The sequence below is a fragment of the Bacillus sp. F19 genome (assembly GCA_023823795.1).
GTDB lineage: Bacteria > Bacillota > Bacilli > Bacillales > Bacillaceae > Bacillus_P.
The window spans coordinates 2,451,689-2,473,927 of sequence record CP085710.1 but is presented as its reverse complement, the minus strand read 5'-3'; the positions used below and the strand labels follow the sequence as shown (position 1 = coordinate 2,473,927).

Sequence of the window (22,239 nt, the reverse complement as noted above, 5' to 3'; positions counted from 1 at the left end):
GTGCTGTGAAAGCAGGTCTATTTAAACCTTTGAAAGTCCCCGCTTATCGCTCTTTATTTGGTGCACAGGTCTTTTCCGACCTTGGCAATTGGCTCGATTTTATCGCACTGCAGGTCATCATCGCCTATCACTGGCATCATGGAGAGGGAGCGATTGCGGCATTAATTACAATTATGGCCCTTCCTTGGGTCCTTATTGGACCTTTTGCAAGCGTCTTTGTTGACCACCTGCCGAAAAAGAAGGTCATGTTAATCTGTTTGCTTTTTCGGCTTGTATTTGTTATCGGATTATTTTTTTCTCCCAGCCTCCATATTCTCTTGCTGTTTGTTTTGCTGAAAGGAATTGCAGCTGCTCTTTATGATCCTGCACGTCAAAGTGCAATTCGGATGACCGTTTCCGAAGAACAGCTTCCTGAAGCAGTTACCCTGAGCACTCTTTCAGTCAATTCAATGAAAATTATCGGGCCGTCTTTAGGCGGATTACTGATTGCTTTGTACGGTGTTAGAAGTCCTTTTATTGCTGAAATCATTGGCTTTGCTGCGGCTATTGGATTTTTGGCCTTTCTTCCTGAGCTTAAAACAGAAGCTGTCCATAACGAGAAAGAAAAAAAGTCATATTTGCATGAACTTAAAGAAGGAATATCGCATATTAACAGGACTGCTCTGTTAAGAGCATCTATTCTTTTTGCTTCCCTTTCTTTTTTTATTATTTTTTTGTATGACGGGCTTTTTATCTTCATCATTCAAAAACTGGGGTTTGATGATGGCAGCTTCGGTGTTGTCATGAGTGCAGTAGGATTTGGCAGCGTTATCGGCTCCCTTATTATAGGGCAATGGACTGCATGGAAGAACCGTTCACTACGCTTTATGGCAATAGCTACACTCTTTAGCGGCATATTCATTGTCATGACAGGTCTGGGAGGATTAAAGGTATTTGTACTGGATCATTGGGTTTGGTTTACAAGTGCGTTCATGCTTGGCCTGCTCGGTTCAGTCTCTTCGATTCCTTTTGGTTATTTGCTTCAGTCTGAAACGCCGAAAGAACTGATGGGAAGGGTTTCTGCTGCAGCCATGGCTTTGCAGACACTTGCTATGCTTTCTGCTCCAACAGCGGGAGCAATTATCGCCAATTGGATAGGCTCAGCCAGTGTACTAGTGTATGCAGGTGCTGCGACGATTGTTTTAGGGGCATTGGCCGCGATATACAAACCATCATCTTCTTCAAAGAATTCTGGCATAAGAAAATCACAGGGTTATCCCCTGTGATTTTCATTTTGTTAAAGCGTGTTCTACTTTAATGCATCGGTCCATGATAACCGTGAAGCCTTTATCTTTTAATAAATGATAAGCATCCTCATTTACAAGACCTAATTGAGCCCAGAAAACGTCTGCATCAATCTCTAAAAACTCCTCTGCAACAGGGAGCAAATGCTCTGACCTGCGAAATACATTCACAATGTCAATATGACCGTCAATATCTTTTAAAGAGCCCACTGCTTTCACACCAAGCGCTTCTTTGATTGTCGGATTCACCGGAATAATTTCATATCCTGCATCCTGCATCGCTTTACTGACCATGTAAGAAGTGCGCTCAGGCTGATCCGACAGGCCCACGACAGCGATTCGTTTGCTCTTTTTTAATATTTTTCCAATTTTTTCTCTCGATGGGATGGATATACTCATAGTAAAAACTCCTTCTGTATGATTTTTTTTCGTTTCTATTTTATGACGTAGTCTTAAGTGCTAGTTACATGATAAAATAGTTTTATTCAATTATAAACTAAGGAGAGCGGATTCATTGATTATTGCAGCCATTATTATTTTAGCTTATTTACTCGGTTCCATTCCATCTGGCCTAATCGTCGGGAAAGTGGGTTACGGAATTGACATCCGTGAACATGGGAGCGGGAATCTGGGAGGAACGAATACATTCCGCACTCTTGGTGTAAAAGCAGGACTGCTTGTGACCATCGCGGATATTCTAAAAGGAACGCTTGCAGCATCCCTCCCATTCTTTTTTGGTTTAGAGAACGTGCATCCGCTGCTGATCGGAATCTTCGCTGTCATTGGCCATACGTACCCGCTGTTTGCCAATTTCAAAGGCGGAAAGGCAGTTGCTACCTCAGGAGGCATTCTCTTGTTCTCTGCACCGCTGATGTTCATAACGATGCTCGCTGTCTTCTTCCTGTTCTTATACTTAACAAAATATGTATCACTGTCATCCATGCTCACTGGCATCTATGCAATCATTTTCAGCATTTTCATCGGTGATCCGGTATTAATTGCAGTTGTCAGCATTCTGTCCCTGTTTGTTATATACCGTCATCGTGCCAATATTAAACGTATAAGAGATAAAACAGAACCGAAAGTAAAATGGATTTAAAGCTGTCCCCGGGCAGCTTTTTTCATGTTTTGTGCAATCTAAATAGGATTTCCTTTTTTTATCCTATCGTTTATGATAGTAAAAAAGAATCCTTATAGGAGAATACAACATGATGAAGAAATGGATTATCTCAGCTTTCGTTTTGCTGGCCGCAATCGGTACAGCATTCTTTCTTTTTGCAAATCCGAAAGAAGAGACAGAACACCCTGTGAAAGCGCATTCTGGAATGAATGTGAATCAGCCGCCCAAATCATTTAAATCAACCGTTACACTCTCGGCAATCGGAGATATATTAATTCACGGGCGTGTATACAATGATGCAAAAACAGAAAGCGGTTCTTATGATTTCAAACCAATGTTAAAAGATGTAAAACCTTTGATTGGCAAGAGCGACATTACATTTGCTAATCAGGAAACAATGATTGGCGGAACTGAAATTGGCTTGTCCACTTACCCTTCATTTAACAGCCCATTTGAGGTTGTAGATGCTTTTCAGGATGCAGGTGTTGACATAGCTGGTATTGCCAACAATCACACGCTTGACCGCGGCGAAAAAGCCATATTGAATGCTACTGACCGTTATGATGAAATCGGAATGCCTTATGTTGGCGGCTACCGAAACAGCCAAGATGCAGATACACCCCGGGTCATTAATAAAAATGGCGTGAAATTAGGGTTTTTGGCTTATACATACGGAACAAACGGCATTCCAGTTCCTGAAGGAAAACCTCATCTCGTAAACTTAATTGATAAACCGAAAATGATAAAAGATATTGAGGAAATGAAAAAGCTGTCAGATGCCGTCATCGTAAGCATGCATTGGGGAGTAGAATATATCCGGCTTCCAAACGAGGAGCAGCAGGAGCTTGCACAGTTCCTGGCTGATCAGGGTGTTCACTTGGTCATTGGTCATCACCCGCATGTCCTTCAGCCCATGGAATGGGTAAAAGGAAAAAATGGAAATAACACATTTGTCATCTATTCTTTAGGAAACTTCTTATCAGGTCAAGTTGGTGAATACAAAGAAATCGGCGGTATTTTCTCCATAAATCTTACGAAAAAACTTACCGATGGAACTAAAACAATGGAGCTGACAGACCCAGGCTTCGTTCCGACGATTGTCGTCAGTCAAAACAACCGGGCCTATCGTGTAAAAGAGCTGAAAAATGTTGATCAGACTCAAAATAAAGCGATCCAAGAGCATATGTTTCAGAATTTAAAATAAGAAAGTTATAAGAAATTTGCTTCGTTCTGTTTTTGATTTGTCTTTTCGTGGTATCGTATGAGAGAAGGAGTGATACTCAGGATGAACATACATATTAGTGACAAAGCGGCAGAGTGGTATCAAAGTGAAATGAATGTTGCAAGCGGAGATTCGTTTCGATTTTTTGTCCGATACGGAGGCAGCAGCACCATTCAAAAGGGTTTTTCTTTAGGTGTAGTGAAAGATCAGCCAAAGCAAATGGGTGCAAAAACAGAAAAAAACGGCATTACCTTCTTTATTGAAGAAAGTGACATTTGGTATTTCGATCAAAATGACTTGGTCATTGGCTTTGACGAAGAAAAAGGGGAACCCGTTTTTGATTATAAAAAAACCGCAGATGAATAATCTGCGGTTTTTTAACGTAAACGGAAACGTTCGATGTGGTCCATTAAATTATGTGCTTCCAAGACTTTGAGCTGTACCTCTCCCATCAAGTCAAAATGCGGATATTCCTTGTCATGATGAATCCACTCTTTCCTTAATCCAAACGCTTCTCCCCACTCGATGAGCTTTGGTAAATTAGAGCAGCCTGCCTTTGTAACAGCGTGTGAAGCAGGAAATCTTGGATCTGTCCAAAAATGGGTCAGAAATGCAAGCTCTCCTTTTGCTATCTTCACTTTCCAATCAGCCAGTTCCTTGCGTTTTATTCCAAATGCCACAGAAATCCCTACTTTTTCGCTTTTTCATATGCCGCGTGCCATTCCGGATATTTTTTGCGGATTTGTATCGGTTTGAAATTTTCTTTTTTGACACACACATGGTTTGAAACTGCCTGAAGTGCTAGCTCTCCGTCAGGTGTGTACATTTCGTAGCCGTATGCGACTTTAAAGCCATTATATTCTTCTATCCAAGTATGTACTTTAACGGTTTCACCGTATTTCATCGGTTTTTTGTACTGAACCTGGAGATCAATGACTGGAGATATAATCCCTTCTTTTTCCATATCTGCATAGGAAAAGCCCAGATCCTGAATCAGCTGTGTTCTGCCCACTTCCATCCATACTAAATAATTGGCATGATAAACAACACCCATTTGATCCGTTTCTGCGTACCTTACTTCTATCTCTTTTTTTGAAACAAGCATATGTGTTCCCTCTCCTTATGAAGCATCCAAATTTAGGACAACGAATAAATATTATCATACCATATGCTGTCATTTGCAACAAAAGATAAAGGATGCCCCTGTATAAGAGGGACATCCTTAATAATTTTTTTAGTTATTTATAGCCATTCTCGCGTGCAGATGCTTCATCACTGATTTCAGAACGGAAGGCTTCAAGACTTTCTTCACGGCGGTGGTTTTTAGCTTCAATGCGGGCTCTTTCTTCGCCACTTGAAAACTCTGCCGTTTCCTGTGCTTTTTCTATATTTTCGATCGTGTTTTGAACCATATCCTGCAGCTTTTCAACATTATCTGAACGATCATCTGGATTTGATTTATAACCCATGTGAACACATCCTTTACTAAGTTTGATTAAAAAAAGAATAAATGCAAACAGTCAATAAGTTTACATAATATTATTATGGAAACTTATTTTACACTACTCACCTTTTGTTTGCATTACCTGTGGATGTTCATTCGATTTATTTTGCATTTTTTTCCCTTTATTTCCGCCAAACCCTCTGGATTTTGTTCCAATGTGATTTGGAGTGAAATGGCTTTGTTTATCATTTGAATTTGTCATGTTCTCTCGCCTCCTCACCATTATCTTCTCCAGTTAAGGGGCAAACATGACAACCAAGTGTTGGATTTAGCTGAGCTTATCGAACAGACGCTGCTCCACTCTCTCTTCAAGCCGGTTTAAAGCTTCCTGATCCTTCAGCAGTTCCTTCTTATTTTCAAGAACTAACTCTTCAAACGTCATCTTTTTTATTTTTCTCAAGCTGGACACCTCCATACGTATTAAATTCAGTTTTGCCATAAACAAGAAAAATAGTACAAGTTTTTAGAAAAAACAAAAAAAGACTGCTTAGTTTACCTAAACAGTCTTTAAAAGTTAGATTTCAAGCAGTTTCTCCATTGTTTCCTGTGTCATCGCACCGCGGGATATATTTAAGATTTTTCCTTCTTCATCGAGAAAATAAGTTGTCGGATACGAATAAACTTCGTATTGAACACTTACTCTTCCATCCTTATCCAAAGCTACAGGAAAGGTCAGATTCCGTTTTGAAATAAATGTTTCAACATCTTCCCTGCTTTTTTCAGCATTTGTCATGTTAACTGCAAGAACAACCAATTCATCAGGGTGCTCATTTTGCAGCTTCTGCATTTCCGGCATTTCCGCTTCGCATGGCGGACACCAAGTAGCCCAGAAATTGATCATCACTTTTTTGCCTTTTACGTCTTCTAAATTAACTTTTTCTCCGTTTAGCATCTCAAGTTCAAATTCTGGTGGCTTATTTCCTATCTCAAGCCCTTCTTTTGGTTCTTTAGGCAGGATCGCAAACCAGACTGCATAGCCCGCCAAAAACACAAGCAGACAAATGGCAAGTATTCGTTTCAATTTCATTTCCCCCTTGCTGCATATCCCTAATATCTCATTTATATGTAAGGAAGATGGTATTAGGACAACCACCTATTTACGTTCTATTTTATTAAATCATCTCTTATTAAAAAGGACAATAAAACCACGCAAAAAAAGGACGGAAACTCCGTCCTTTTCACAATTTAGCCTTTTATTTTTTCGCGTAAGACCATTTGAAGGATGCCGCCATGGCGGTAGTAGTCGACTTCAACATCACTGTCAAAGCGTACAAGCACTTCAAATTCTTTTACACTGCCTTCTTCATCAGTTGCTCTTACTTTCACATGGTCGCGAGGTTTAACTGCTTCATCAATCAGAACCTCAATTGTTTCTTTACCTGTTAAGCCAAGAACCTCAGCACTTTCTCCTTGCTTGAACTGCAGAGGTAGAACGCCCATGAACACTAGGTTGCTTCTGTGAATACGCTCAAAGCTCTCAGCAATAACTGTTTTGATGCCCAAAAGGTTTGTGCCTTTTGCTGCCCAGTCACGTGAGCTTCCCATACCATAGTCTTTGCCAGCAAGAACGACAAGACCAGTTCCGTCTTGTTTGTACTTCATGCAAGCGTCATAGATGGAAGTCACTTCACCTGTTGGCCAATATGTTGTATAGCCGCCTTCTGTTCCAGGTGCTACTTGGTTTTTAATACGGATATTTGCAAATGTTCCGCGCATCATAACTTCATGATTTCCGCGGCGTGAACCATATGAGTTAAATTCTCTCGGGCTGACGCCTTTTTCCTGAAGGTAGCGTCCTGCAGGAGTATCTTTTCCGATTGAACCGGCTGGCGAAATATGGTCTGTTGTAACAGAATCGCCGAATTTTGCAACGACGCGCAAATTCGTAAGCGGCTCAACAAGACCCGGCTCTGGATTTAAGTTTTCAAAGAATGGAGGGTTTTGAATATAAGTGGAATCCTGATCCCACTGATACAATGCCTCATCTGTTGTCTGTATTGCATTCCAGCGCTCGTTATCATCAAATACTCTGCCATATTCCTGGCGGAAGAGCTCAGGTGTTACTGTTTGTTTTACGATCTCATTGATTTCGTCCATTGATGGCCAGATATCGTTAAAGAATACATCATTGCCATCCTTATCTTTACCTAATGAGTCATTTTTAAGATCAATATTCACTGTACCAGCTAAAGCATAGGCTACAACCAGCGGCGGTGAAGCCAGATAGTTTCCTTTTACTAGCGGATGAATTCTTCCTTCAAAGTTGCGGTTACCTGAAAGAACAGATGTAACAAGCAAGTCGTTTTCAGCAACTGCTTTTTCAATCTCTTCTGCAAGAGGACCGGAGTTCCCGATGCATGTTGTACATCCATAACCGACTACATTGAAGCCTAGTTGGTTCATATAAGGAAGCAATCCTGAGTTCTCAAGGTAGCCTGTTACAACTTTTGAACCTGGAGCTAAAGAAGTTTTAACATATGCAGGAACTTTCATGCCTTTTTCGATTGCTTTTTTAGCTACTAAACCAGCTCCAACCAATACATATGGGTTAGAAGTGTTTGTGCAGCTTGTAATCGCGGCAATGGCAATAGCTCCTGTTTTCATTTTTGTTTCTTCACCGTTTGCAAGAATAACGCTGATTTCTTTTTTAGCTTCTGCTGCTTCTAAACCAAAGCCCTGGTTGCCGCTTGGAGCAGCAAGAGCTGTCTGGAAAGATTTCTGCATAGCTGATAGAGGAATTAAGTCCTGAGGACGCTTAGGTCCTGAAAGATTTGCTTCAATCTCAGCAAGATCAATTTCAACAACAGATGTGTATACCGGCTCATCATCTGGTGAGAAGAATAGTTCGTTGGCTTTGCAGTATGCTTCAACAACATCTACAAGCTCCTGGTCACGGCCAGTTAACTTCATGTACTCCAATGCCTCATCGTCTACCGGGAAGAATCCGCAAGTTGCGCCGTATTCTGGTGCCATGTTGGCAATTGTTGCACGGTCTGCAAGCGGCAGCTGCGGTACACCAGGTCCGAAGAATTCAACAAACTTGCCTACAACGCCTTTTTGACGAAGAACTTGTGTTACTTTAAGGGCAAGGTCTGTTGCCGTTGTGCCGTTTGGCATTTGGCCAGTCAATTTTACTCCGATTACTTCAGGAACCGGGAAATATGATGGCTGTCCAAGCATTCCAGCTTCAGCCTCAATACCGCCGACACCCCATCCTAATACGCCGATGCCGTTGATCATAGTTGTATGTGAATCCGTTCCTACAAGTGAATCTGGGTATGTTTCAAATGTTCCGTCCGCGCCTTCTACTGCATGAACAACGTTAGCCAGGTACTCTAGGTTTACCTGGTGAACGATTCCAGTTGCAGGAGGTACTGCGCGATAATTATTAAACGCTTTCTTTGCCCAGCTCAAAAATTTATAGCGCTCAGCGTTGCGTTCGAACTCAAGTTCCATATTGAATTGAAGGGAATCCGTTGTTCCTGCTTTATCAACCTGTACAGAGTGGTCGATTACCAAGTCCACTGTGATTTCAGGATTAATGACATCAGGATTACCGCCGATGTCTGCCATTGCTTTACGGAGCGAAGCAAGGTCTACTACAGCCGGAACGCCTGTGAAATCCTGAAGAATAACACGTGATGGCTTAAATGGCACATCAAGTTCTTTTTGCTCTGCAGTTCCCCATTTTGCCAAATTTTCGACATGCTCTTTTGTGATGACTCTTCCATCTACTTGTCTCAGAACTGATTCAAGCAGAACTTTAATTGAGTATGGCAATTTTGAAACATTGCCGACTCCTGCATCTTCTAATGCTTTTAATGAGTAATAGTTGTATGTTTTTCCGCCTACTGTAAAACTTTTACGCGCTTGGAAAACATCGTGATGTGATAATTGCTGTTGTTTCGTCATATGTTTTCTCCCCTTTTAAATCAAAATCGAAGTGTGTCGAAACCTCGGTCTCTCCCACCAAATTATTCGCACAATTTCATCTTAATACATGTTTTAACATAAGTAAATAACAATGCTGTTATCAAACTACATAAGTAGTTCTTATAGTTGAAAGCTTCAGTACTTTTTTAATATATAGAATTGTAAACGCGCACATCATTTTCTTTAAAAAACACACACTATATCCACGGGGGTGAAAGAGAATGGCAAAACGCAAAGCAAACCATGTCATAGAAGGCATGAACGCTGCTTCAGCACAAGGAAAAGGGACAGGATATAATGAGGAATTTTCGAATGAGCCTCTAACTGCAGCCCAAAAGCAGAATAATAAAAAACGCAAAAAAAATCAGTAATCAAAAAACGACGGAATTCCCGTCGTTTTTTAACTTATTGATTCTCAATATTCACCTCTGCAACAATTCTTGAGAGATCTTTTCTGTATTGCTCTAATGTTGCACGCTGTGTTTCTGAGGCCACTTCAAGTGCATTGTTAATTTGTTCATATGCTTCATTCACTTCTTCTTTTAAGTGGCTAAGCTGAATGCCGTAATCTGAGCTGTCAGCGGATAGCTGCTGGTACATATTTTCCGCCTGAGCAGTTCCTTGCTGGGCAGCCTGAAAAGCCTGCTGTTTGTCTTTATGGTATGGCATATAATTCCCTCCTGTAATGTGCTATATGTAGCTTATTGTGGGATATAAATGGTCATATTATACAGGCTTTAATTTGTATGATTGCATCTTAAAAGTTTCATCCTAATTAGAAAGGATGGTGAAAAAACATGACCAATAAAAATGATAGTAAAGATATGCGCAAGAATGCACCTAAAGGCAATAATCCGGGTCAGCCTGAACCTTTAAGCGGATCTAAAAAAGTGAAGAACCGCAATCATACCCGCCAAAAACATAACTCTCACCACGACATGTAATCAATAATATGAACGGCTCTGCTTCAGGCATCCGTTCATCTATTTTTTATTTTTTTGGCTAAGCATTATCGTTCCTGACAGATAATAAAATATTTTATACAGTTTTTCATCCCCTCAAGCTCAATTATCTTGTGCATAATCATCCGCCAGAAAAAAGTATGACCCTTTCATTATTATTACTCTTCTATATTTCATTTACTTTCATTCACGCAATGTTTATGAACTGAATATGATTTAAGTAGTATGGTTTTTGGAGGTCAATTTTAGATGGATAAAAAAAAACGTTCAAAGCCATCTGATCTAAGCTGTATTGAAGACTGGATGAATCAATTTTTCACAGATCCATTCTCAGCTCTGCTTGATTACCATTCTTTCCGTGTGGATTTATTTGAAACAAGTGATGAATATATTGTAGAAGCAGAATTCACAAATATAAATCCAGAAGATATAAAAATAGTAACCAATCAAGAAACGTTAATCATCTCGGCCCATCCTTCTCTATCTGCAAATGAAGATAAAGATCAGCTGGAAAGATCCATTCTTCTTCCTTTTTCACTTGAGAAAAAAATGATAGAAGCCTTTTTTTCAAATGATATTCTGGAAGTAAAAATATGCAAAGAAGGCAGCTGTGCCCGCAACGGATGTCACATTCCTGTCCAATTTACAAATTAAAGCAAGATTTTGTCTTGCTTTTTGTTTTGGCTAAATTTCTTTATAGCCATGCCTGAGCAAAATCAGGAGCAAGCCTTTTTCTTTCTGTTTAGGTAATGGTTTAGACAAGTCCTTTTCAATTGTCATATAAGTATTGAGAAGGAGCGTGGAAGGTTTGGGTGTATTTATTAAAAATCTCGTCATTCATGAAATTACAGGCGGAGTAGTGAATTTTGGGAATTCCATTCATACAGGGTCAAATGAAACAAGTAAGACTGTTCAGGATTCAGAGCAGGAAACGAGCGAAACGGCACCTATAAAGATGCCGCCGCTAAGAGTCCGATTCTTTTTTTAAGCCAGTTTTCTTCGGCTGGTGGGTTTGAACATTTATTTCAATTTTATTAATCACCTTGTTACCGCAGCGATTGCATAATTGGTCTTGGTTTAAAAGCAGCATACAATTTGTACAATAATACTTCTCCATGTCTAAGCCTCCTATAGATCAATATATGATGGGGAGACTTGAAAGTTTCATATTAAAAACTGTACTTGTTCTGAAAAACCTCTTTTTATCATATTTTCTCCTAAATATATAAAAAGGGGTTTTCTTATGGCTTATTACGGTTCAAAAGGATGGTATGTTAAAAAACGAGAGAAATGGGGATCACTAAACACCCAACTGAAAGACGGAAATTAAAATTGTATAAAACCTTCGTTCTCCGCAACCTTTATTTCCAATTCACTCAAGAAATGGATGAAACTTCCTGACGTAGGGAAGTTTCTTTTATGGGTATATAGAACTATAAAATCAAATAAATTTAAAAAAAATTTACATTAATAAGGTAAATAATTCTTTTTTATAGTCGTTTTTAATCATATAATGAATAAGAAACTGCTGAAAGAGGAGGAGTGTTTATGACGTTACTGTATGAAATTCTGTATCTTCCCACAAATTCCGGGACAATCCGTATTGACCTCTCTTACAAACGCTCTTTTTATATTGCACATGCAGAGCTGCTGGGACACCTCTCATCAGGCAAAGACCGAAATAAGCGCAAAGCGGTAAAAAAATCCTTGCTGGAGCTCTCAAAACAGGTCCAGTCCGGATAAGACAACTTTTCAACCCCCATTTCGTGGTGTATAATAGAGGCAGATTGCAGGCTGGATCGGGGGTTTGAAAGATGTTAGACGGCTGGTTCCTATGGTTTATTCTTTTCTGGGTCGTTTTTTTGGCAGGAATGCTTGGAATAGGCGGTTTTTTTATGTTCCGCAAATTTTTAAAGCGTTTACCAAAAGAGGATGGAAAATCGGACCTGGATTGGGAAGATTATTACATACAGCAAACAAGGCACCTATGGGATTCAAGGCAGAAAGAGCTTTTAGAAGACCTTGTAGAACCTGTGCCTGAATTATTCAGAGATGTCGCAAGAGCTAAAATTGCAGGCAAAATCGGGGAGATTGCATTAAAGGAAAATGCAGACCGAATCACTCAGGACTTGGTGATTCGCGGTTATATTACAGCTACTCCTAAACGAGATCATAAATTCCTGTTAAAAAGACTTAAGGAAAAAGAAATCGATCATACACCATACAGAGCTTTATTCTAAGGAAAGCACAAGCGCCTTATTACGCAGGCATGACAGAGCCGTTCTGACCGAAGAGTTATGCGCTGGAGCTGAACATCAATGTGCAAAATTTTATCCTTCTCTATCATTGAAAAACCCACCAGATCTCCTGGTGGGTTTTTCATGTAGCCTGAATATTTGGCGGGTTGAGCTGATTTTCGAGTTTCCGATAGGAAAGATACATGGCAATTCGCCATGGGACAATCATTCCAAACGCAAGGATCCAGAACATTCCGCTTAGTTCACCTACGTCTATCGTATTGCTCAAGTAAAATTTTAAAACGATTCGGATTATCAGCAGTCCGATTAATATAAACGCAAAAGCCTTTGACCTTTTCAAATAAATCTTGTCTTCTTTTACTTCAAATGTTGAAGTTTTGATTAAAAAGATAGAGAAAATACATCCAAGCGTGATCGCTTCCATAAATTCAAACGGAGTCACACGGAACATAGGGTGCAAAAACATCAATGCACCAGTGCTCATAAAGATTGGCGGCAAGATAATCTTTTTGGCACTAGCAGGCTTTTTAGAAGCTCTCTTGCGTATCATCATGACACCTAATGCCATCACGATTGCAATAATTGTTGAGAAAATGACCAATATGATCAATCCTTTTCACGGAGTTACTTATATTATAATACAGTTTAGTCATAAATAAAAAACCATCTTGTCAAATATCCGAAGGTTCTTTGATATTATCAGAGAGTTTATCCCAAAACACGATTTATGGCGTCGTACACTCTTGTTTCATCAAAAGGCTTTATGATAAAGTCCTTCGCTCCGTCTTCAATAGCTTCAACGACCATTTTCTGCTGCCCCATCGCTGAACACATAATAATCTTTGATTTAGGAAATTCTTTTTTAATTTCTTTTAATGCTTCGATGCCGTTCATCTCCGGCATTGTGATATCCATTGCAGCCAGGTCTGGCTGCAATGTTTGATAAAGGTAAATTGCTTCTGCTCCATTATCAGCTTCTCCTGCAATTTCATGTCCATTGCTTGTAAGTATTTTAGATAGTGTTACCCTCATAAAACTTGGCATCATCCACTATCAGTACTTTAGCTATGCAAGCTCCTCCTCACAGTCTTTCCGAAAGCAAATTCTACTATTCTATGGGTTATTATAACAAAAAAAGGAGCAAGAGGTAGTAAAATCGATCTAAAAATAAAATTTATTAGGTCTAAAATCCTGTAAACCCTCCAAACAATCTGCTGAATAAGATAATGATCTGTGTCATCCAGTCGAAAAAGAGCATGATTCCAATAAGAATCATCAGCCATCCGCCAATCTTCATGATTTTCAAATTATGTTTTCGGATCCATCCCAGCCTGCCAATAAAGAAAGCCATTACAAGAAATGGAATAGCAAAACCAAGTATATAGGCTATCATATAGATCATTGCAGAACCTGGGTTGCTGAGCGTCAAAGCGAAAACAGCTGTTAAGATTGGCCCTGTACACGGCGTCCAGCCTGCGGCAAATGCAAGTCCTATTAAAACAGAACCTAGATACCCAGACGGTCTGTTTTTTAATTCAAAGCGGTGTTCCTTCATTAAGAACTTCGGCTGGAAAACACCCACGATCACAAGTCCAAAGAAGATAATAAGAATAGCTCCCACTTGCCTGATCAATTCAGAATATCCAAAAAAGAACTCCCCAATAAAAGAACTCCCAAAACCGAGTGCGATAAAAATAATCGAGAATCCAAGTAAAAAGAACAGTGTGTGAAGAAGACTCCTCTTTTGCAGCATAGCATTTTCCGTTTTTATCTCTCCGACCGATACACCAGTTATGTATGATAAAAAGGCTGGATATAAAGGCAGGCAGCAAGGAGAGACAAAAGATAAAAAACCAGCTCCAAAGGCTATAAATAGATTCAAATCTGTCATTTGTACTGTCCTCCTCTCTTAGTTGAGTCACATTACATTTTAGCAAATACATCCAGAGAATTATATGTTTCACTATGTGACATTTTTATGTCAATTCCTTAACAACTATTCAAAGGGATTTCTTCATAGAGCTGTTACCTTTATAATAGTCATATATTAATTGGAAAAATCCTTATTTTCCCTTCGAACTATTTTCCAAATTAGGATATAATAGAAATTATTAGCAAGAGGATCGGATAGAACTTACATACAGAAAGGACAAGTTTTCGTGTCTAAACAAGAATTATTGAAACTTATTGAAAAAAAACGAGCGGAAATGATCGATATCGCAACGAAAAATGGAATTAACTCAAACGTGTCCATTCAATACAGTCAGGAACTCGATCACTTGCTGAATGAATACAATCGTTATAGCTACAGTTCAATGAAACGAATGACTTATTCTTAAAAACCATACAAAAAAGCACGCTTCTGAGCGTGCTTTTTATCATATAAAAATCCCGCAGAATTTTTATTTTGCTTGATTGTTCATCATTTTCATCATTTGATTGATTTTCTTTTGGGATGGTTTCATTCCCATTTGCAATTTGCATCATCATCATTTTTAACATTGATATATCAACGTTTTTACGCCTAATCCGAATCACTTATTCTATGATGAAAAATATACCATGTTTATTAGTACATGTCTACATTTCCTATATTATTATAGTAGGAAAGTGGTTTATCTTTTTATTTAGTTGAAATTTTAATTCATGAAAAAAGCCGACTTCTGAAGAAGCCGAACTAGTTTTACCATAGTGGTTTTTGTTCTGTTGCAACAGTTGGCGATTCCTGCATGGTTGCATAAAATACATTACCCTTATTCACATACATTGCTCTGATAAGTAAGAAGTAAAATTGACCTGTTTTTACAGGATTGAATGTGTATGTTGTCACATCTCCAACTTCAACAGTCGTCTTAACAAGTAATATCAAGGTATCCTTTTTTCTCAATAGAGACACCTGTAATATCATAGTTTCGTTGCCCCAAAACGATTTAAGATAGTATCAAACGCTTGATGATTCAATTCACCATGAGCGAATTTAAAGTCAGCATTATCATCTAATGTAATACCACCACCAACGATATGGGGATTTAATCCTTCGCCCTTCAATTGTTGACCTATAACAACAGGGATTGGATTATGGAATTTATAGAATGAATCACTAAACTTGCTTAATAATAAGTCTTCCATAGCATCAATGATATTAATGAAGTCATCAAGGTCATTTTGCATATTGAAGTACAACGCTACGCTCATAAGGTTTACCATTGTAGTTTTCTACCACCCTATTTGAAATAGTGTGTCTGTCATCTAAATATTTTTTCTTTTCAATAGTTTCCAAAATACGTTTTTGACTTGTATAATGGGATACTTCATCCACGAACCAGAAAGGATTTCCGTAGTGAACGATTTTAATATACTCTTGTATATTCATTTCCTTCTTCCTTTCATAAATAAAAAGCACCCATATCTTTATGGATGCTTTAATAATATTTGCACATTTTTTATTGTTCATTAAATATAAATTTTGAAAACTTATTACCGTATAATGTTAATTCTACTTTTTCTCTAATGTTATCTGTATCATAGCCATTTAGCCCTGCCCATGATTTTTCAATTTTCACAAGACCTAGTATCACTAATTTACCATCCACCCTCCGTAAGACCGTTCTAAATGTATTTAATTTTTAAGTATTTTATTCTTATGTTGGACTTGCTTTTGCACCTTTTTCTGCAACTTTCTTAGTGTAGTAAACAATATGTTTCAACTGTTTATTCATTTCTTCAACTTCCTAATATTCATTAGAGGACTAGAAGAAACTGCTTTATCCAAAAACTGTTCATCATCCATTGAATGGAGATACCTTTAAGTAATTGAAATATCTGAATGCCCCAACAATCTTGATAATGAATAAACATCAATTCCTTGCTGTAAGCATTGGACGGCATAGAAATGACGGAATGTATGAGGTGAAACCCTTTTACCCTCAACACCTGCTCTTTTCCCCGCTTTTTTAATTACATTGTCCAGAGCCACATGTGAAATATCATTACCTGTGTAAGATAAGAAATAATGATTTGTTGTGTCTTTGTCTTGGAAATACTCTTTCTTCATTCTTTCGTACTTGATAAGGATTCTTTTGAGTGCAGGAGATATAAAAACAATCCTCTCCTTATTTCCCTTACCATTAACCAAGATTGATGTTTCCCTTACATTATCAGTCAACCCTCTAATCTCCATTGCTCTTAATCCACAGTCAGACAAAATTGCAATGATTGCCTTGTTTCTGGTTTCTAGATAGTTCTTATAAGTAAATGCTTCAATCATGGAATAAACTTCTTTGGGAGTAAAACCCTTCAACACTTTCTTTGGTACTTGGGTGTCTCAACATTCTTTGCGATATTTCCCTTTAAATATTCTTCCTGCTCGCACCACGCAAAGAATGCCTTAATCATTTTAAACATGGACACAATTGATTGTGGTTGCAATCCATCTTTCTGTTTCACTCTTAAATATGCTTTGTAGTGATGCTTTCAATTTCTGTAATTGCTCTCTTTTCTTTTAAGAAATTCTTCAACTGCTTATACTCTTGCCTTTTGTTCTTTATAGTTTTTGCTGTAAATCCTTTTGCTTGGCAATGGCACATGTATTCCTCAAGAATATCTTCTAACAACATACAAAAAACCACCTTCCTCTGGTTTAGTTTCCATCAGAAAAAGTGGTTTCAGATTAGTTTTATGAAAGATAAAGCAAAAATAAAGAAAATATCTGATGAAAGATTCACTCTTCAACAAAAGTTAAACCAAATCTTGTCTCAGAATTTCCTTGAACAAGGGTCAAACCCTTGATATATAAGGGTTCATTACTTTTGCATTTTATTCATAGAAGACATCATTTGATTGATTTTCTTTTGGGATGGTTTCATTCCCATTTGCATCATCATCATTTTTAACATTTGCTCGTTAATTGGCGGATTTTTCTTCAAGTAACTCATCATATACTGGCGAGCAATGAAAAATCCTAGTGCTACTCCAGCAAGTAATGCCAGAACGCCTACTAGAATGACTACCCACAGATCCATCGTATTTCCTCCTTCATGTTGTCTATTTTACAGTGTACTAAACCATAGGATATTATACAACAAATACTCCATAATTTCTGCCTTTTTAGACAAATTTTCTTTCTTTTATCGGTTTTAGCCAGCCATATCGTTTAGCTTCAAAATCCATAGCTAAAAAACAGGAGTCAATTTTTCTCAGTATTTCAAAAAAGATCGCTTCCATATCAAAACTTCCAATAGAAGTGACTTCTATATATTGATCCCTTACTTGCAGCATAGCATTCCCCTGCTTCGATTCGCTGACGATTCGATGATAACCTTCAGTATGAACATAATTGTATTGGTTCATTAAACTTGATTCAATCATATTATCCATTGAATCAGCTGAAATTGATTTAGTTACATATCTTATTTGTTTGTATAAGTGATAAAATTCCTGCTGCTCAGGGCTTGTCCTGAGATATTCCTGAAAAAGATGGAACAGTTTCGCTTCTCGGCCAAAAAAGTGGTTCGCAAATTCCTCTTCTATTAAATAGACATAATAGTGCCTCATTCTTCCACCCCTCCGAAATAACTGTTATCGTCAATTATAATGGAATCAAGTATTAGAAATTTGTCTAAATAACAGAGAAATGCATCACTTTTTTTGTCGAAAAAGAGAGAACGATCAAAATCGTTCTCTCTCAGAGGTGATTATTGTTCAAGCAGCGCTTTTACTCTTGCCATTACGTTTTCAACAGTAAAGCCATACTCTTTCATAATTTTATTTCCAGGTGCAGATGCGCCGAACTGGTTAATCGCAAGAACATCGCCCTCATCTCCAGTATAGCGTTCCCAGCCCAGTGGAGCTGCCATTTCAATCGCAAGACGTTTTTTAACAGTCTTAGGTAGAACGGATTCACGGTACTCTTTTGATTGACTTTCAAATCGGTTCCATGATGGCATGCTGACAACAGCAACATCTATACCTTCTTTAAGCAGGGCATCCTGAGCTTCAACCGCAAGCCCAACTTCAGATCCTGTAGCTAATAACAAGGCATCTGCTGTTTCTTTTTTGCTTGCTGAGATCGTGTAAGCTCCCTTAGAAACGCCATCATAAGCTGTTTCAGAAGTACCTTTAATTGTTTTTAAGTTTTGTCTAGTCAGGACAAGTGCAGTTGGTGACGTTTCTGATTCTAATGCAATACGCCATGCTGCAGCAGTCTCATTACCATCTGCCGGGCGGATTACTGTTAAATTAGGCATTGCACGCAGAGATGGAAGCTGTTCAATCGGCTCATGGGTTGGTCCATCTTCCCCAACAGCAATGCTGTCATGTGTAAATACATATGTTACAGGAAGTCCCATAAGTGCAGCTAAACGGATTGCCGGACGCAGGTAATCAGAGAATACAAAGAATGTTCCTCCATATACTCGCAGGCCGCCATGCAAAGCCATACCATTTAATGCAGCACCCATTGCGAATTCACGTACGCCAAACCAAATATTACGGCCGCTGTAATCTTCTGCTGTGAAATCAGCAGCTCCTTTAATGGATGTATTGTTAGAACCCGCTAAATCCGCTGATCCTCCAAAGATATAAGGAATATTTTTTGCCAGTGCATTTAATACCTCACCAGAGGATGCACGTGATGCAAGAGCTTTTCCCTCTTCATACACCGGTACTGCCTCGCCCCAGTTTTCAAGCAATTCGCCCTTGATTCCGGCGTTCAGCTGTTTTGCAAGCTCTGGGTATTCTTTTTTATAGCTTTCGAAAAGATCATTCCATTCCTGCTCTTTCTTAGATCCGAATTGTTCAGCAGATTCCTTGAAATGAGCATAAACTTCTTCTGGAACATAAAAGTCTTCTTCAAATGTCCAAGCATAAGCTTCTTTTGTCAATTTAATTTCGTCAATCCCAAGCGGCTTGCCATGTACGTCAGACTTTCCGGACATATTTGGAGAGCCGTAGCCGATTGTTGTTTTCACTTCAATTAACGTTGGACGAGTTTCATCTTTTTTAGCGGCTTCGATTGCTTTAGAAATCTCTTCTAAATTATTGCCGTCTTCAACACGGATGACCTGCCATCCGATAGATTTGAAACGATCTTCAACATTTTCAGAGAATGATCGATCTAAGTCGCCATCAAGAGAAATATCATTTGAATCATATAAAACGACTAATTTGCCAAGCTTCAGGTGACCTGCAAGAGATGCTGCTTCAGAAGAGATACCCTCCATTAAGTCTCCATCTCCGCAAATAGCGTATGTGTAATGATCTACTACAGAATATGATTCTTTATTGTATGTATGTGCAAGATGGCGCTCTGCCATGGCCATTCCTACAGCCATGCCGATTCCCTGGCCTAATGGACCTGTCGTTGCATCAACACCAGCTGTGTGATGGAATTCAGGGTGGCCTGGAGTTTTGCTTCCCCACTGTCTGAAAGATTTTAGATCTTCCATAGATAGATCATAGCCTGACAAATGAAGCAGACTATACAGCAGCATAGATCCATGACCAGCTGATAAAACAAAACGGTCACGGTTAAACCATTCCGGGTTTTTAGGATTATGATTCATATATTGTGTCCAAAGCGAGTAAGCCATTGGAGCTGCCCCCATAGGCATTCCAGGATGTCCTGAATTTGCTTTCTCGATTGCATCGATCGATAATGTTCGAATCGTAGCAATAGATAAGTCTTGAATTGAATGTGTCATAATTTGATCATCCTTTCAGAAATAACATTCTACTTTCTTATCATAGCGGTACACACTTTATGATACAACCATTAATCATGAAATGAAATAGTGCATTAAGATGTGTAAGAAACTATTCTAATGTATTATATGCAAATTGAAAAGGAATACATCACAAATTGACGTATTCCTCTTATTAATGAAGGTTTCGCTTCTTCTCATCTTTTAGTTTTTGAGGTGTTACATCCGTACCGTTTGGGTCGAGGATCGTAACGCCTTTTAATGTATTTTTCATGGAACCGCGAAACACCTGCAGGTATTCCTGTCTCAGGCTTTGCTGTTCTTTTAGTTCTTCAGGTGACAAAGCGCTTGATTTAGCCTTTTTTGAAAGCTCATTTATTCTAGCCATTTTTTCTTTTGAAAGCATGATGGTAACTCCTTTTTGTAGATTCACTATGCTATCGTACTAAAAATGACTGTAAAAGACAACTTATTGGTCTCCTGATTGTTTTATATATTCCTGATATCTTCTATGTACCGTTGCCTTTGAAACATCATGTCCAAAGCCTCTTAAAGTAGCAGCAATTTCTGAAAAGGTCAGTTTGTTTTGTTTTAAGCGGACTATTTCTGAAACAGGAAGCTCTTTTTTGTCCTTTCCGGGGCTCCCATGAATATTAGACAGGTTATTTTGAGGCTTAAACCCGTTTTTGACCGCTCGCTGCATGCCTCTTTTGATTTTCAGATTGTGAATTTTTCTCTGATATTCTTCAACAATGCTGACGATTTCAAGTACCATGGAATCAGCTTCTGATAGCAGAAGCCTGCCGTTATGCGTGACGGAATAAAGTGTTATTCCCTCTTTAAGCAGAAAATGAATGAGTGCAATTCTGGCGTTTCCCCTCCCAAGCCTTGTTTCATCCTGGATCAGGATTGCATCTACCTGCTGATTTTTGATGCAGTCAAACAGTTCAAATATTCCGTCTCTCTCTATATCGTAGCCGCTGGCCTGCTCTTCAATCACTTTTACAATATTCATGCTGTGCTGCTCAGAAAGATTTATAAGCTCTTCCTTCTGTCTTAAAAGAGATGTTTCCTGTTCTTCTTTCACTGTGCTGACTCTGCAATAGATGATGGCGTTCAGTGTACTCACTTCCCTATTTCTTGCTGGCTATTTGATTGACCTCATAATAGGCTGTTTTCTCTATTGGTATAAAGACTTGTTCACCAGGTTTAATGACTGCTGTCTCCATGCCGTTTTTTTCCTGTACCCACTCGACAAAATCTGTCTTAGAAAGGTTATGATGATCTTTAAATTGGTCAGCAATGCTCCAGATGCTGTCCCCTTCAGTAACTTCTATATTTACGTAGTGATCCATTCTGTCTTTTTCACCAGTATAAGACAAAGCAAAGACAGCGACAATAACGACGATAAAAAATGAGAGTAAATAAGAAAATGATTCTTTCAACATAATCCCCACCTCGAAATAGAATGTTTGTTCGCACTTTTGATATTTTCAGTATAATGAGAACAAACGTTTCTGTCAACGGGTTTTTTCGAACTTATGTTTGTATGCACAGGAAAAACATGCTATAATCAACATAAATTACAGGACGCGAGGTGCAAAAGATGACAAAATTATCAAAAAGACAGCAGGATATCTTAAACTTCATCAAATTAGAAGTTCAGAAAAAAGGTTATCCGCCTTCTGTTCGCGAAATTGGCGAAGCTGTCGGCCTTGCTTCTAGTTCAACTGTACACGGCCACCTGGCCAGGCTAGAGAGCAAGGGACTAATCAGACGCGATCCAACTAAGCCCAGAGCCATTGAAATTTTAGAAGAAGAGACTTCACATATTCCTAGATCAAATGTTATTAATGTTCCGATTATCGGTAAGGTTACAGCGGGATCTCCCATAACGGCCATCGAAAATGTTGAGGAATATTTTCCGCTTCCTGATACGTTTGCAGCAGCAGATGATCAAGTATTCATGCTCGAAATTATGGGAGACAGTATGATAGAAGCAGGAATTCTGGACGGGGATATGGTTATCGTTAAACAGCAGAAGACGGCAAATAACGGTGATATCGTAGTAGCCATGACAGAAGATGATGAAGCAACAGTAAAACGTTTCTTTAAAGAAAAAGACTTCATTCGCCTCCAGCCTGAAAATTCAACTATGAATCCTATTATTCTGCGAAATGTTACGATTTTAGGGAAAGTCATTGGGGTTTACCGGAATATTCATTAAAAATCTTTGCTGAGCAGCAAAGATTTTTAT

At 38.7% G+C, this 22,239-nt stretch carries 35 protein-coding genes and 3 pseudogenes; 13 read left to right on the top strand and 25 right to left on the bottom strand.

The annotated features are described in order from the left end of the window. Positions 1–5: 5 nt before the first annotated feature. Entirely contained in the window at positions 6–1,265 is a 1,260-nt protein-coding gene (locus tag LIT25_12560) for an MFS transporter (protein ID USK36031.1), read from the top strand. Positions 1,266–1,268: 3 nt separating this feature from the next. Here the strand turns inward: LIT25_12560 and LIT25_12555 are convergent, their stop codons facing one another. Next, positions 1,269–1,676: a CoA-binding protein gene (locus tag LIT25_12555; protein USK36264.1), complete on the bottom strand. Its 408-nt coding sequence runs from the start codon at positions 1,674–1,676 to the stop codon at positions 1,269–1,271. Positions 1,677–1,797: 121 nt separating this feature from the next. Here LIT25_12555 and plsY point away from each other — a divergent pair, with 121 nt between their 5' ends. The 3 genes from plsY to LIT25_12540 all read left to right on the top strand — a co-directional run bounded on the left by plsY (position 1,798) and on the right by LIT25_12540 (position 3,991). Next, positions 1,798–2,382 (top strand): glycerol-3-phosphate 1-O-acyltransferase PlsY, encoded by a 585-nt coding sequence (gene plsY / locus LIT25_12550; GenBank protein ID USK36030.1) that lies wholly within the window; start codon positions 1,798–1,800, stop codon positions 2,380–2,382. A 109-nt stretch (positions 2,383–2,491) separates the two neighbouring features. Next, positions 2,492–3,607, top strand: coding sequence for a CapA family protein (locus tag LIT25_12545; GenBank protein ID USK36029.1), 1,116 nt, complete (start codon positions 2,492–2,494; stop codon positions 3,605–3,607). Between the two features lie 81 nt (positions 3,608–3,688). After that, positions 3,689–3,991 (top strand): HesB/YadR/YfhF family protein, encoded by a 303-nt coding sequence (locus tag LIT25_12540; protein USK36028.1) that lies wholly within the window; start codon positions 3,689–3,691, stop codon positions 3,989–3,991. A gap of 11 nt (positions 3,992–4,002) precedes the next feature. On the opposite strand, the gene LIT25_12535 is transcribed toward LIT25_12540, so the two are convergent. From LIT25_12535 to acnA, 7 genes are all read right to left on the bottom strand, one after another. Then, positions 4,003–4,305: a hypothetical protein gene (locus tag LIT25_12535; protein ID USK36027.1), complete on the bottom strand. Its 303-nt coding sequence runs from the start codon at positions 4,303–4,305 to the stop codon at positions 4,003–4,005. Positions 4,306–4,313: 8 nt separating this feature from the next. After that, positions 4,314–4,730: an acyl-CoA thioesterase gene (locus tag LIT25_12530; GenBank protein USK36026.1), complete on the bottom strand. Its 417-nt coding sequence runs from the start codon at positions 4,728–4,730 to the stop codon at positions 4,314–4,316. Between the two features lie 133 nt (positions 4,731–4,863). Then, positions 4,864–5,094 carry a small acid-soluble spore protein Tlp gene (gene tlp / locus LIT25_12525; GenBank protein ID USK36025.1) on the bottom strand — a complete coding sequence of 77 codons (231 nt, stop codon included), beginning with the start codon at positions 5,092–5,094 and terminating at the stop codon, positions 4,864–4,866. A gap of 93 nt (positions 5,095–5,187) precedes the next feature. Further along, on the bottom strand, positions 5,188–5,331 hold the full coding sequence (locus LIT25_12520) for an acid-soluble spore protein N (GenBank protein USK36024.1): 144 nt from the start codon (positions 5,329–5,331) through the stop codon (positions 5,188–5,190). A 66-nt stretch (positions 5,332–5,397) separates the two neighbouring features. Further along, positions 5,398–5,529, bottom strand: a complete 132-nt coding sequence (locus LIT25_12515) for an FbpB family small basic protein (protein ID USK36023.1) — start codon at positions 5,527–5,529, stop codon at positions 5,398–5,400. 114 nt (positions 5,530–5,643) lie between these two features. After that, positions 5,644–6,156, bottom strand: coding sequence for a redoxin domain-containing protein (locus LIT25_12510; protein USK36022.1), 513 nt, complete (start codon positions 6,154–6,156; stop codon positions 5,644–5,646). 158 nt (positions 6,157–6,314) lie between these two features. Further along, positions 6,315–9,041 carry an aconitate hydratase AcnA gene (gene acnA, locus LIT25_12505; GenBank protein USK36021.1) on the bottom strand — a complete coding sequence of 909 codons (2,727 nt, stop codon included), beginning with the start codon at positions 9,039–9,041 and terminating at the stop codon, positions 6,315–6,317. 242 nt (positions 9,042–9,283) lie between these two features. Between acnA and sspO the strand changes: the two genes are divergently transcribed. Beyond that, positions 9,284–9,433, top strand: a complete 150-nt coding sequence (sspO, locus tag LIT25_12500) for a small acid-soluble spore protein O (protein USK36020.1) — start codon at positions 9,284–9,286, stop codon at positions 9,431–9,433. A 34-nt stretch (positions 9,434–9,467) separates the two neighbouring features. Here sspO and LIT25_12495 read toward each other — a convergent pair whose 3' ends face one another. Continuing rightward, positions 9,468–9,731 carry a hypothetical protein gene (locus LIT25_12495; GenBank protein ID USK36019.1) on the bottom strand — a complete coding sequence of 88 codons (264 nt, stop codon included), beginning with the start codon at positions 9,729–9,731 and terminating at the stop codon, positions 9,468–9,470. 128 nt (positions 9,732–9,859) lie between these two features. Here LIT25_12495 and LIT25_12490 point away from each other — a divergent pair, with 128 nt between their 5' ends. The 6 genes from LIT25_12490 to LIT25_12465 all read left to right on the top strand — a co-directional run bounded on the left by LIT25_12490 (position 9,860) and on the right by LIT25_12465 (position 12,264). Beyond that, the gene (locus LIT25_12490; protein USK36018.1) at positions 9,860–10,006 is read left to right on the top strand and encodes a small acid-soluble spore protein P; all 147 of its coding nucleotides are present in this window, start codon (positions 9,860–9,862) and stop codon (positions 10,004–10,006) included. A gap of 267 nt (positions 10,007–10,273) precedes the next feature. Continuing rightward, on the top strand, positions 10,274–10,678 hold the full coding sequence (locus LIT25_12485) for an Hsp20 family protein (protein ID USK36017.1): 405 nt from the start codon (positions 10,274–10,276) through the stop codon (positions 10,676–10,678). 154 nt (positions 10,679–10,832) lie between these two features. Continuing rightward, the gene (locus tag LIT25_12480; GenBank protein USK36016.1) at positions 10,833–11,012 is read left to right on the top strand and encodes a hypothetical protein; all 180 of its coding nucleotides are present in this window, start codon (positions 10,833–10,835) and stop codon (positions 11,010–11,012) included. 302 nt (positions 11,013–11,314) lie between these two features. Further along, complete coding sequence (locus LIT25_12475; GenBank protein USK36015.1) at positions 11,315–11,425, top strand: YflJ family protein; 111 nt, start codon at positions 11,315–11,317, stop codon at positions 11,423–11,425. Positions 11,426–11,572: 147 nt separating this feature from the next. Next, positions 11,573–11,767, top strand: coding sequence for a hypothetical protein (locus tag LIT25_12470; GenBank protein ID USK36014.1), 195 nt, complete (start codon positions 11,573–11,575; stop codon positions 11,765–11,767). Between the two features lie 71 nt (positions 11,768–11,838). After that, the gene (locus LIT25_12465; protein ID USK36013.1) at positions 11,839–12,264 is read left to right on the top strand and encodes a DUF2621 domain-containing protein; all 426 of its coding nucleotides are present in this window, start codon (positions 11,839–11,841) and stop codon (positions 12,262–12,264) included. Positions 12,265–12,403: 139 nt separating this feature from the next. Here LIT25_12465 and LIT25_12460 read toward each other — a convergent pair whose 3' ends face one another. From LIT25_12460 to LIT25_12450, 3 genes and pseudogenes are all read right to left on the bottom strand, one after another. Then, the gene (locus LIT25_12460; protein USK36263.1) at positions 12,404–12,886 is read right to left on the bottom strand and encodes a DUF1453 family protein; all 483 of its coding nucleotides are present in this window, start codon (positions 12,884–12,886) and stop codon (positions 12,404–12,406) included. Between the two features lie 104 nt (positions 12,887–12,990). Further along, positions 12,991–13,351, bottom strand: a pseudogene (locus LIT25_12455) (response regulator). A gap of 114 nt (positions 13,352–13,465) precedes the next feature. Further along, entirely contained in the window at positions 13,466–14,173 is a 708-nt protein-coding gene (locus LIT25_12450) for a cytochrome c biogenesis protein CcdA (GenBank protein ID USK36012.1), read from the bottom strand. A 268-nt stretch (positions 14,174–14,441) separates the two neighbouring features. On the opposite strand from LIT25_12450, the gene LIT25_12445 reads away from it, so the two are divergent. Then, positions 14,442–14,621: an aspartyl-phosphate phosphatase Spo0E family protein gene (locus LIT25_12445; protein ID USK36011.1), complete on the top strand. Its 180-nt coding sequence runs from the start codon at positions 14,442–14,444 to the stop codon at positions 14,619–14,621. Positions 14,622–14,684: 63 nt separating this feature from the next. On the opposite strand, the pseudogene LIT25_12440 reads toward LIT25_12445, so the two are convergent. The 13 genes and pseudogenes from LIT25_12440 to LIT25_12380 form a co-directional block, all read right to left on the bottom strand. Then, a pseudogene (locus LIT25_12440) lies at positions 14,685–14,805 on the bottom strand (YneF family protein). Between the two features lie 160 nt (positions 14,806–14,965). After that, positions 14,966–15,190, bottom strand: a complete 225-nt coding sequence (locus LIT25_12435; protein USK36010.1) for a hypothetical protein — start codon at positions 15,188–15,190, stop codon at positions 14,966–14,968. Positions 15,191–15,210: 20 nt separating this feature from the next. Continuing rightward, positions 15,211–15,655: pseudogene (locus LIT25_12430) on the bottom strand (phage portal protein). 70 nt (positions 15,656–15,725) lie between these two features. After that, positions 15,726–15,875, bottom strand: a complete 150-nt coding sequence (locus LIT25_12425; GenBank protein ID USK36009.1) for a hypothetical protein — start codon at positions 15,873–15,875, stop codon at positions 15,726–15,728. A gap of 212 nt (positions 15,876–16,087) precedes the next feature. Further along, entirely contained in the window at positions 16,088–16,585 is a 498-nt protein-coding gene (locus LIT25_12420) for a tyrosine-type recombinase/integrase (GenBank protein ID USK36008.1), read from the bottom strand. Further along, a complete protein-coding gene (locus LIT25_12415) occupies positions 16,579–16,692 on the bottom strand; it encodes a hypothetical protein (GenBank protein USK36262.1) in 114 nt (37 codons plus the stop codon). Before LIT25_12415 ends, LIT25_12420 begins: the two co-directional genes overlap by 7 nt. Positions 16,693–16,730: 38 nt before the next feature. Then, entirely contained in the window at positions 16,731–16,898 is a 168-nt protein-coding gene (locus LIT25_12410) for a hypothetical protein (GenBank protein ID USK36007.1), read from the bottom strand. 186 nt (positions 16,899–17,084) lie between these two features. After that, positions 17,085–17,303 carry a YneF family protein gene (locus tag LIT25_12405; protein USK36006.1) on the bottom strand — a complete coding sequence of 73 codons (219 nt, stop codon included), beginning with the start codon at positions 17,301–17,303 and terminating at the stop codon, positions 17,085–17,087. Between the two features lie 85 nt (positions 17,304–17,388). Continuing rightward, positions 17,389–17,835, bottom strand: coding sequence for a sporulation inhibitor of replication protein SirA (gene sirA, locus LIT25_12400; protein USK36005.1), 447 nt, complete (start codon positions 17,833–17,835; stop codon positions 17,389–17,391). A 140-nt stretch (positions 17,836–17,975) separates the two neighbouring features. Further along, positions 17,976–19,982 carry a transketolase gene (gene tkt, locus LIT25_12395; GenBank protein ID USK36004.1) on the bottom strand — a complete coding sequence of 669 codons (2,007 nt, stop codon included), beginning with the start codon at positions 19,980–19,982 and terminating at the stop codon, positions 17,976–17,978. 175 nt (positions 19,983–20,157) lie between these two features. Then, entirely contained in the window at positions 20,158–20,388 is a 231-nt protein-coding gene (locus LIT25_12390) for a DUF896 domain-containing protein (protein ID USK36003.1), read from the bottom strand. A 63-nt stretch (positions 20,389–20,451) separates the two neighbouring features. After that, positions 20,452–21,102, bottom strand: a complete 651-nt coding sequence (locus tag LIT25_12385) for a recombinase family protein (protein ID USK36261.1) — start codon at positions 21,100–21,102, stop codon at positions 20,452–20,454. Positions 21,103–21,115: 13 nt separating this feature from the next. After that, on the bottom strand, positions 21,116–21,430 hold the full coding sequence (locus LIT25_12380) for a LysM peptidoglycan-binding domain-containing protein (GenBank protein ID USK36002.1): 315 nt from the start codon (positions 21,428–21,430) through the stop codon (positions 21,116–21,118). Positions 21,431–21,588: 158 nt separating this feature from the next. Between LIT25_12380 and lexA the strand changes: the two genes are divergently transcribed. After that, positions 21,589–22,209, top strand: a complete 621-nt coding sequence (gene lexA, locus LIT25_12375; GenBank protein ID USK36001.1) for a transcriptional repressor LexA — start codon at positions 21,589–21,591, stop codon at positions 22,207–22,209. The last annotated feature ends 30 nt before the right edge of the window (positions 22,210–22,239 follow it).

Bases quoted from the DNA above. Each gene is read 5' to 3' on its own strand.
- LIT25_12545 (USK36029.1), top strand. From the start codon at position 2,492: ATGATGAAGAAATGGATTATCTCAGCTTTCGTTTTGCTGGCCGCAATC.
- LIT25_12540 (USK36028.1), top strand. From the start codon at position 3,689: ATGAACATACATATTAGTGACAAAGCGGCAGAGTGGTATCAAAGTGAA.
- LIT25_12530 (USK36026.1), bottom strand. From the start codon at position 4,730: ATGCTTGTTTCAAAAAAAGAGATAGAAGTAAGGTACGCAGAAACGGAT.
- tlp (USK36025.1), bottom strand. From the start codon at position 5,094: ATGGGTTATAAATCAAATCCAGATGATCGTTCAGATAATGTTGAAAAG.
- LIT25_12520 (USK36024.1), bottom strand. From the start codon at position 5,331: ATGACAAATTCAAATGATAAACAAAGCCATTTCACTCCAAATCACATT.
- LIT25_12510 (USK36022.1), bottom strand. From the start codon at position 6,156: ATGAAATTGAAACGAATACTTGCCATTTGTCTGCTTGTGTTTTTGGCG.
- acnA (USK36021.1), bottom strand. From the start codon at position 9,041: ATGACGAAACAACAGCAATTATCACATCACGATGTTTTCCAAGCGCGT.
- sspO (USK36020.1), top strand. From the start codon at position 9,284: ATGGCAAAACGCAAAGCAAACCATGTCATAGAAGGCATGAACGCTGCT.
- LIT25_12495 (USK36019.1), bottom strand. From the start codon at position 9,731: ATGCCATACCATAAAGACAAACAGCAGGCTTTTCAGGCTGCCCAGCAA.
- LIT25_12490 (USK36018.1), top strand. From the start codon at position 9,860: ATGACCAATAAAAATGATAGTAAAGATATGCGCAAGAATGCACCTAAA.
- LIT25_12485 (USK36017.1), top strand. From the start codon at position 10,274: ATGGATAAAAAAAAACGTTCAAAGCCATCTGATCTAAGCTGTATTGAA.
- LIT25_12475 (USK36015.1), top strand. From the start codon at position 11,315: ATGGGGATCACTAAACACCCAACTGAAAGACGGAAATTAAAATTGTAT.
- LIT25_12470 (USK36014.1), top strand. From the start codon at position 11,573: ATGACGTTACTGTATGAAATTCTGTATCTTCCCACAAATTCCGGGACA.
- LIT25_12465 (USK36013.1), top strand. From the start codon at position 11,839: ATGTTAGACGGCTGGTTCCTATGGTTTATTCTTTTCTGGGTCGTTTTT.
- LIT25_12450 (USK36012.1), bottom strand. From the start codon at position 14,173: ATGACAGATTTGAATCTATTTATAGCCTTTGGAGCTGGTTTTTTATCT.
- LIT25_12435 (USK36010.1), bottom strand. From the start codon at position 15,190: ATGATATTACAGGTGTCTCTATTGAGAAAAAAGGATACCTTGATATTA.
- LIT25_12410 (USK36007.1), bottom strand. From the start codon at position 16,898: ATGTTGTTAGAAGATATTCTTGAGGAATACATGTGCCATTGCCAAGCA.
- LIT25_12405 (USK36006.1), bottom strand. From the start codon at position 17,303: ATGGATCTGTGGGTAGTCATTCTAGTAGGCGTTCTGGCATTACTTGCT.
- sirA (USK36005.1), bottom strand. From the start codon at position 17,835: ATGAGGCACTATTATGTCTATTTAATAGAAGAGGAATTTGCGAACCAC.
- tkt (USK36004.1), bottom strand. From the start codon at position 19,982: ATGACACATTCAATTCAAGACTTATCTATTGCTACGATTCGAACATTA.
- LIT25_12390 (USK36003.1), bottom strand. From the start codon at position 20,388: ATGCTTTCAAAAGAAAAAATGGCTAGAATAAATGAGCTTTCAAAAAAG.
- LIT25_12380 (USK36002.1), bottom strand. From the start codon at position 21,430: ATGTTGAAAGAATCATTTTCTTATTTACTCTCATTTTTTATCGTCGTT.
- lexA (USK36001.1), top strand. From the start codon at position 21,589: ATGACAAAATTATCAAAAAGACAGCAGGATATCTTAAACTTCATCAAA.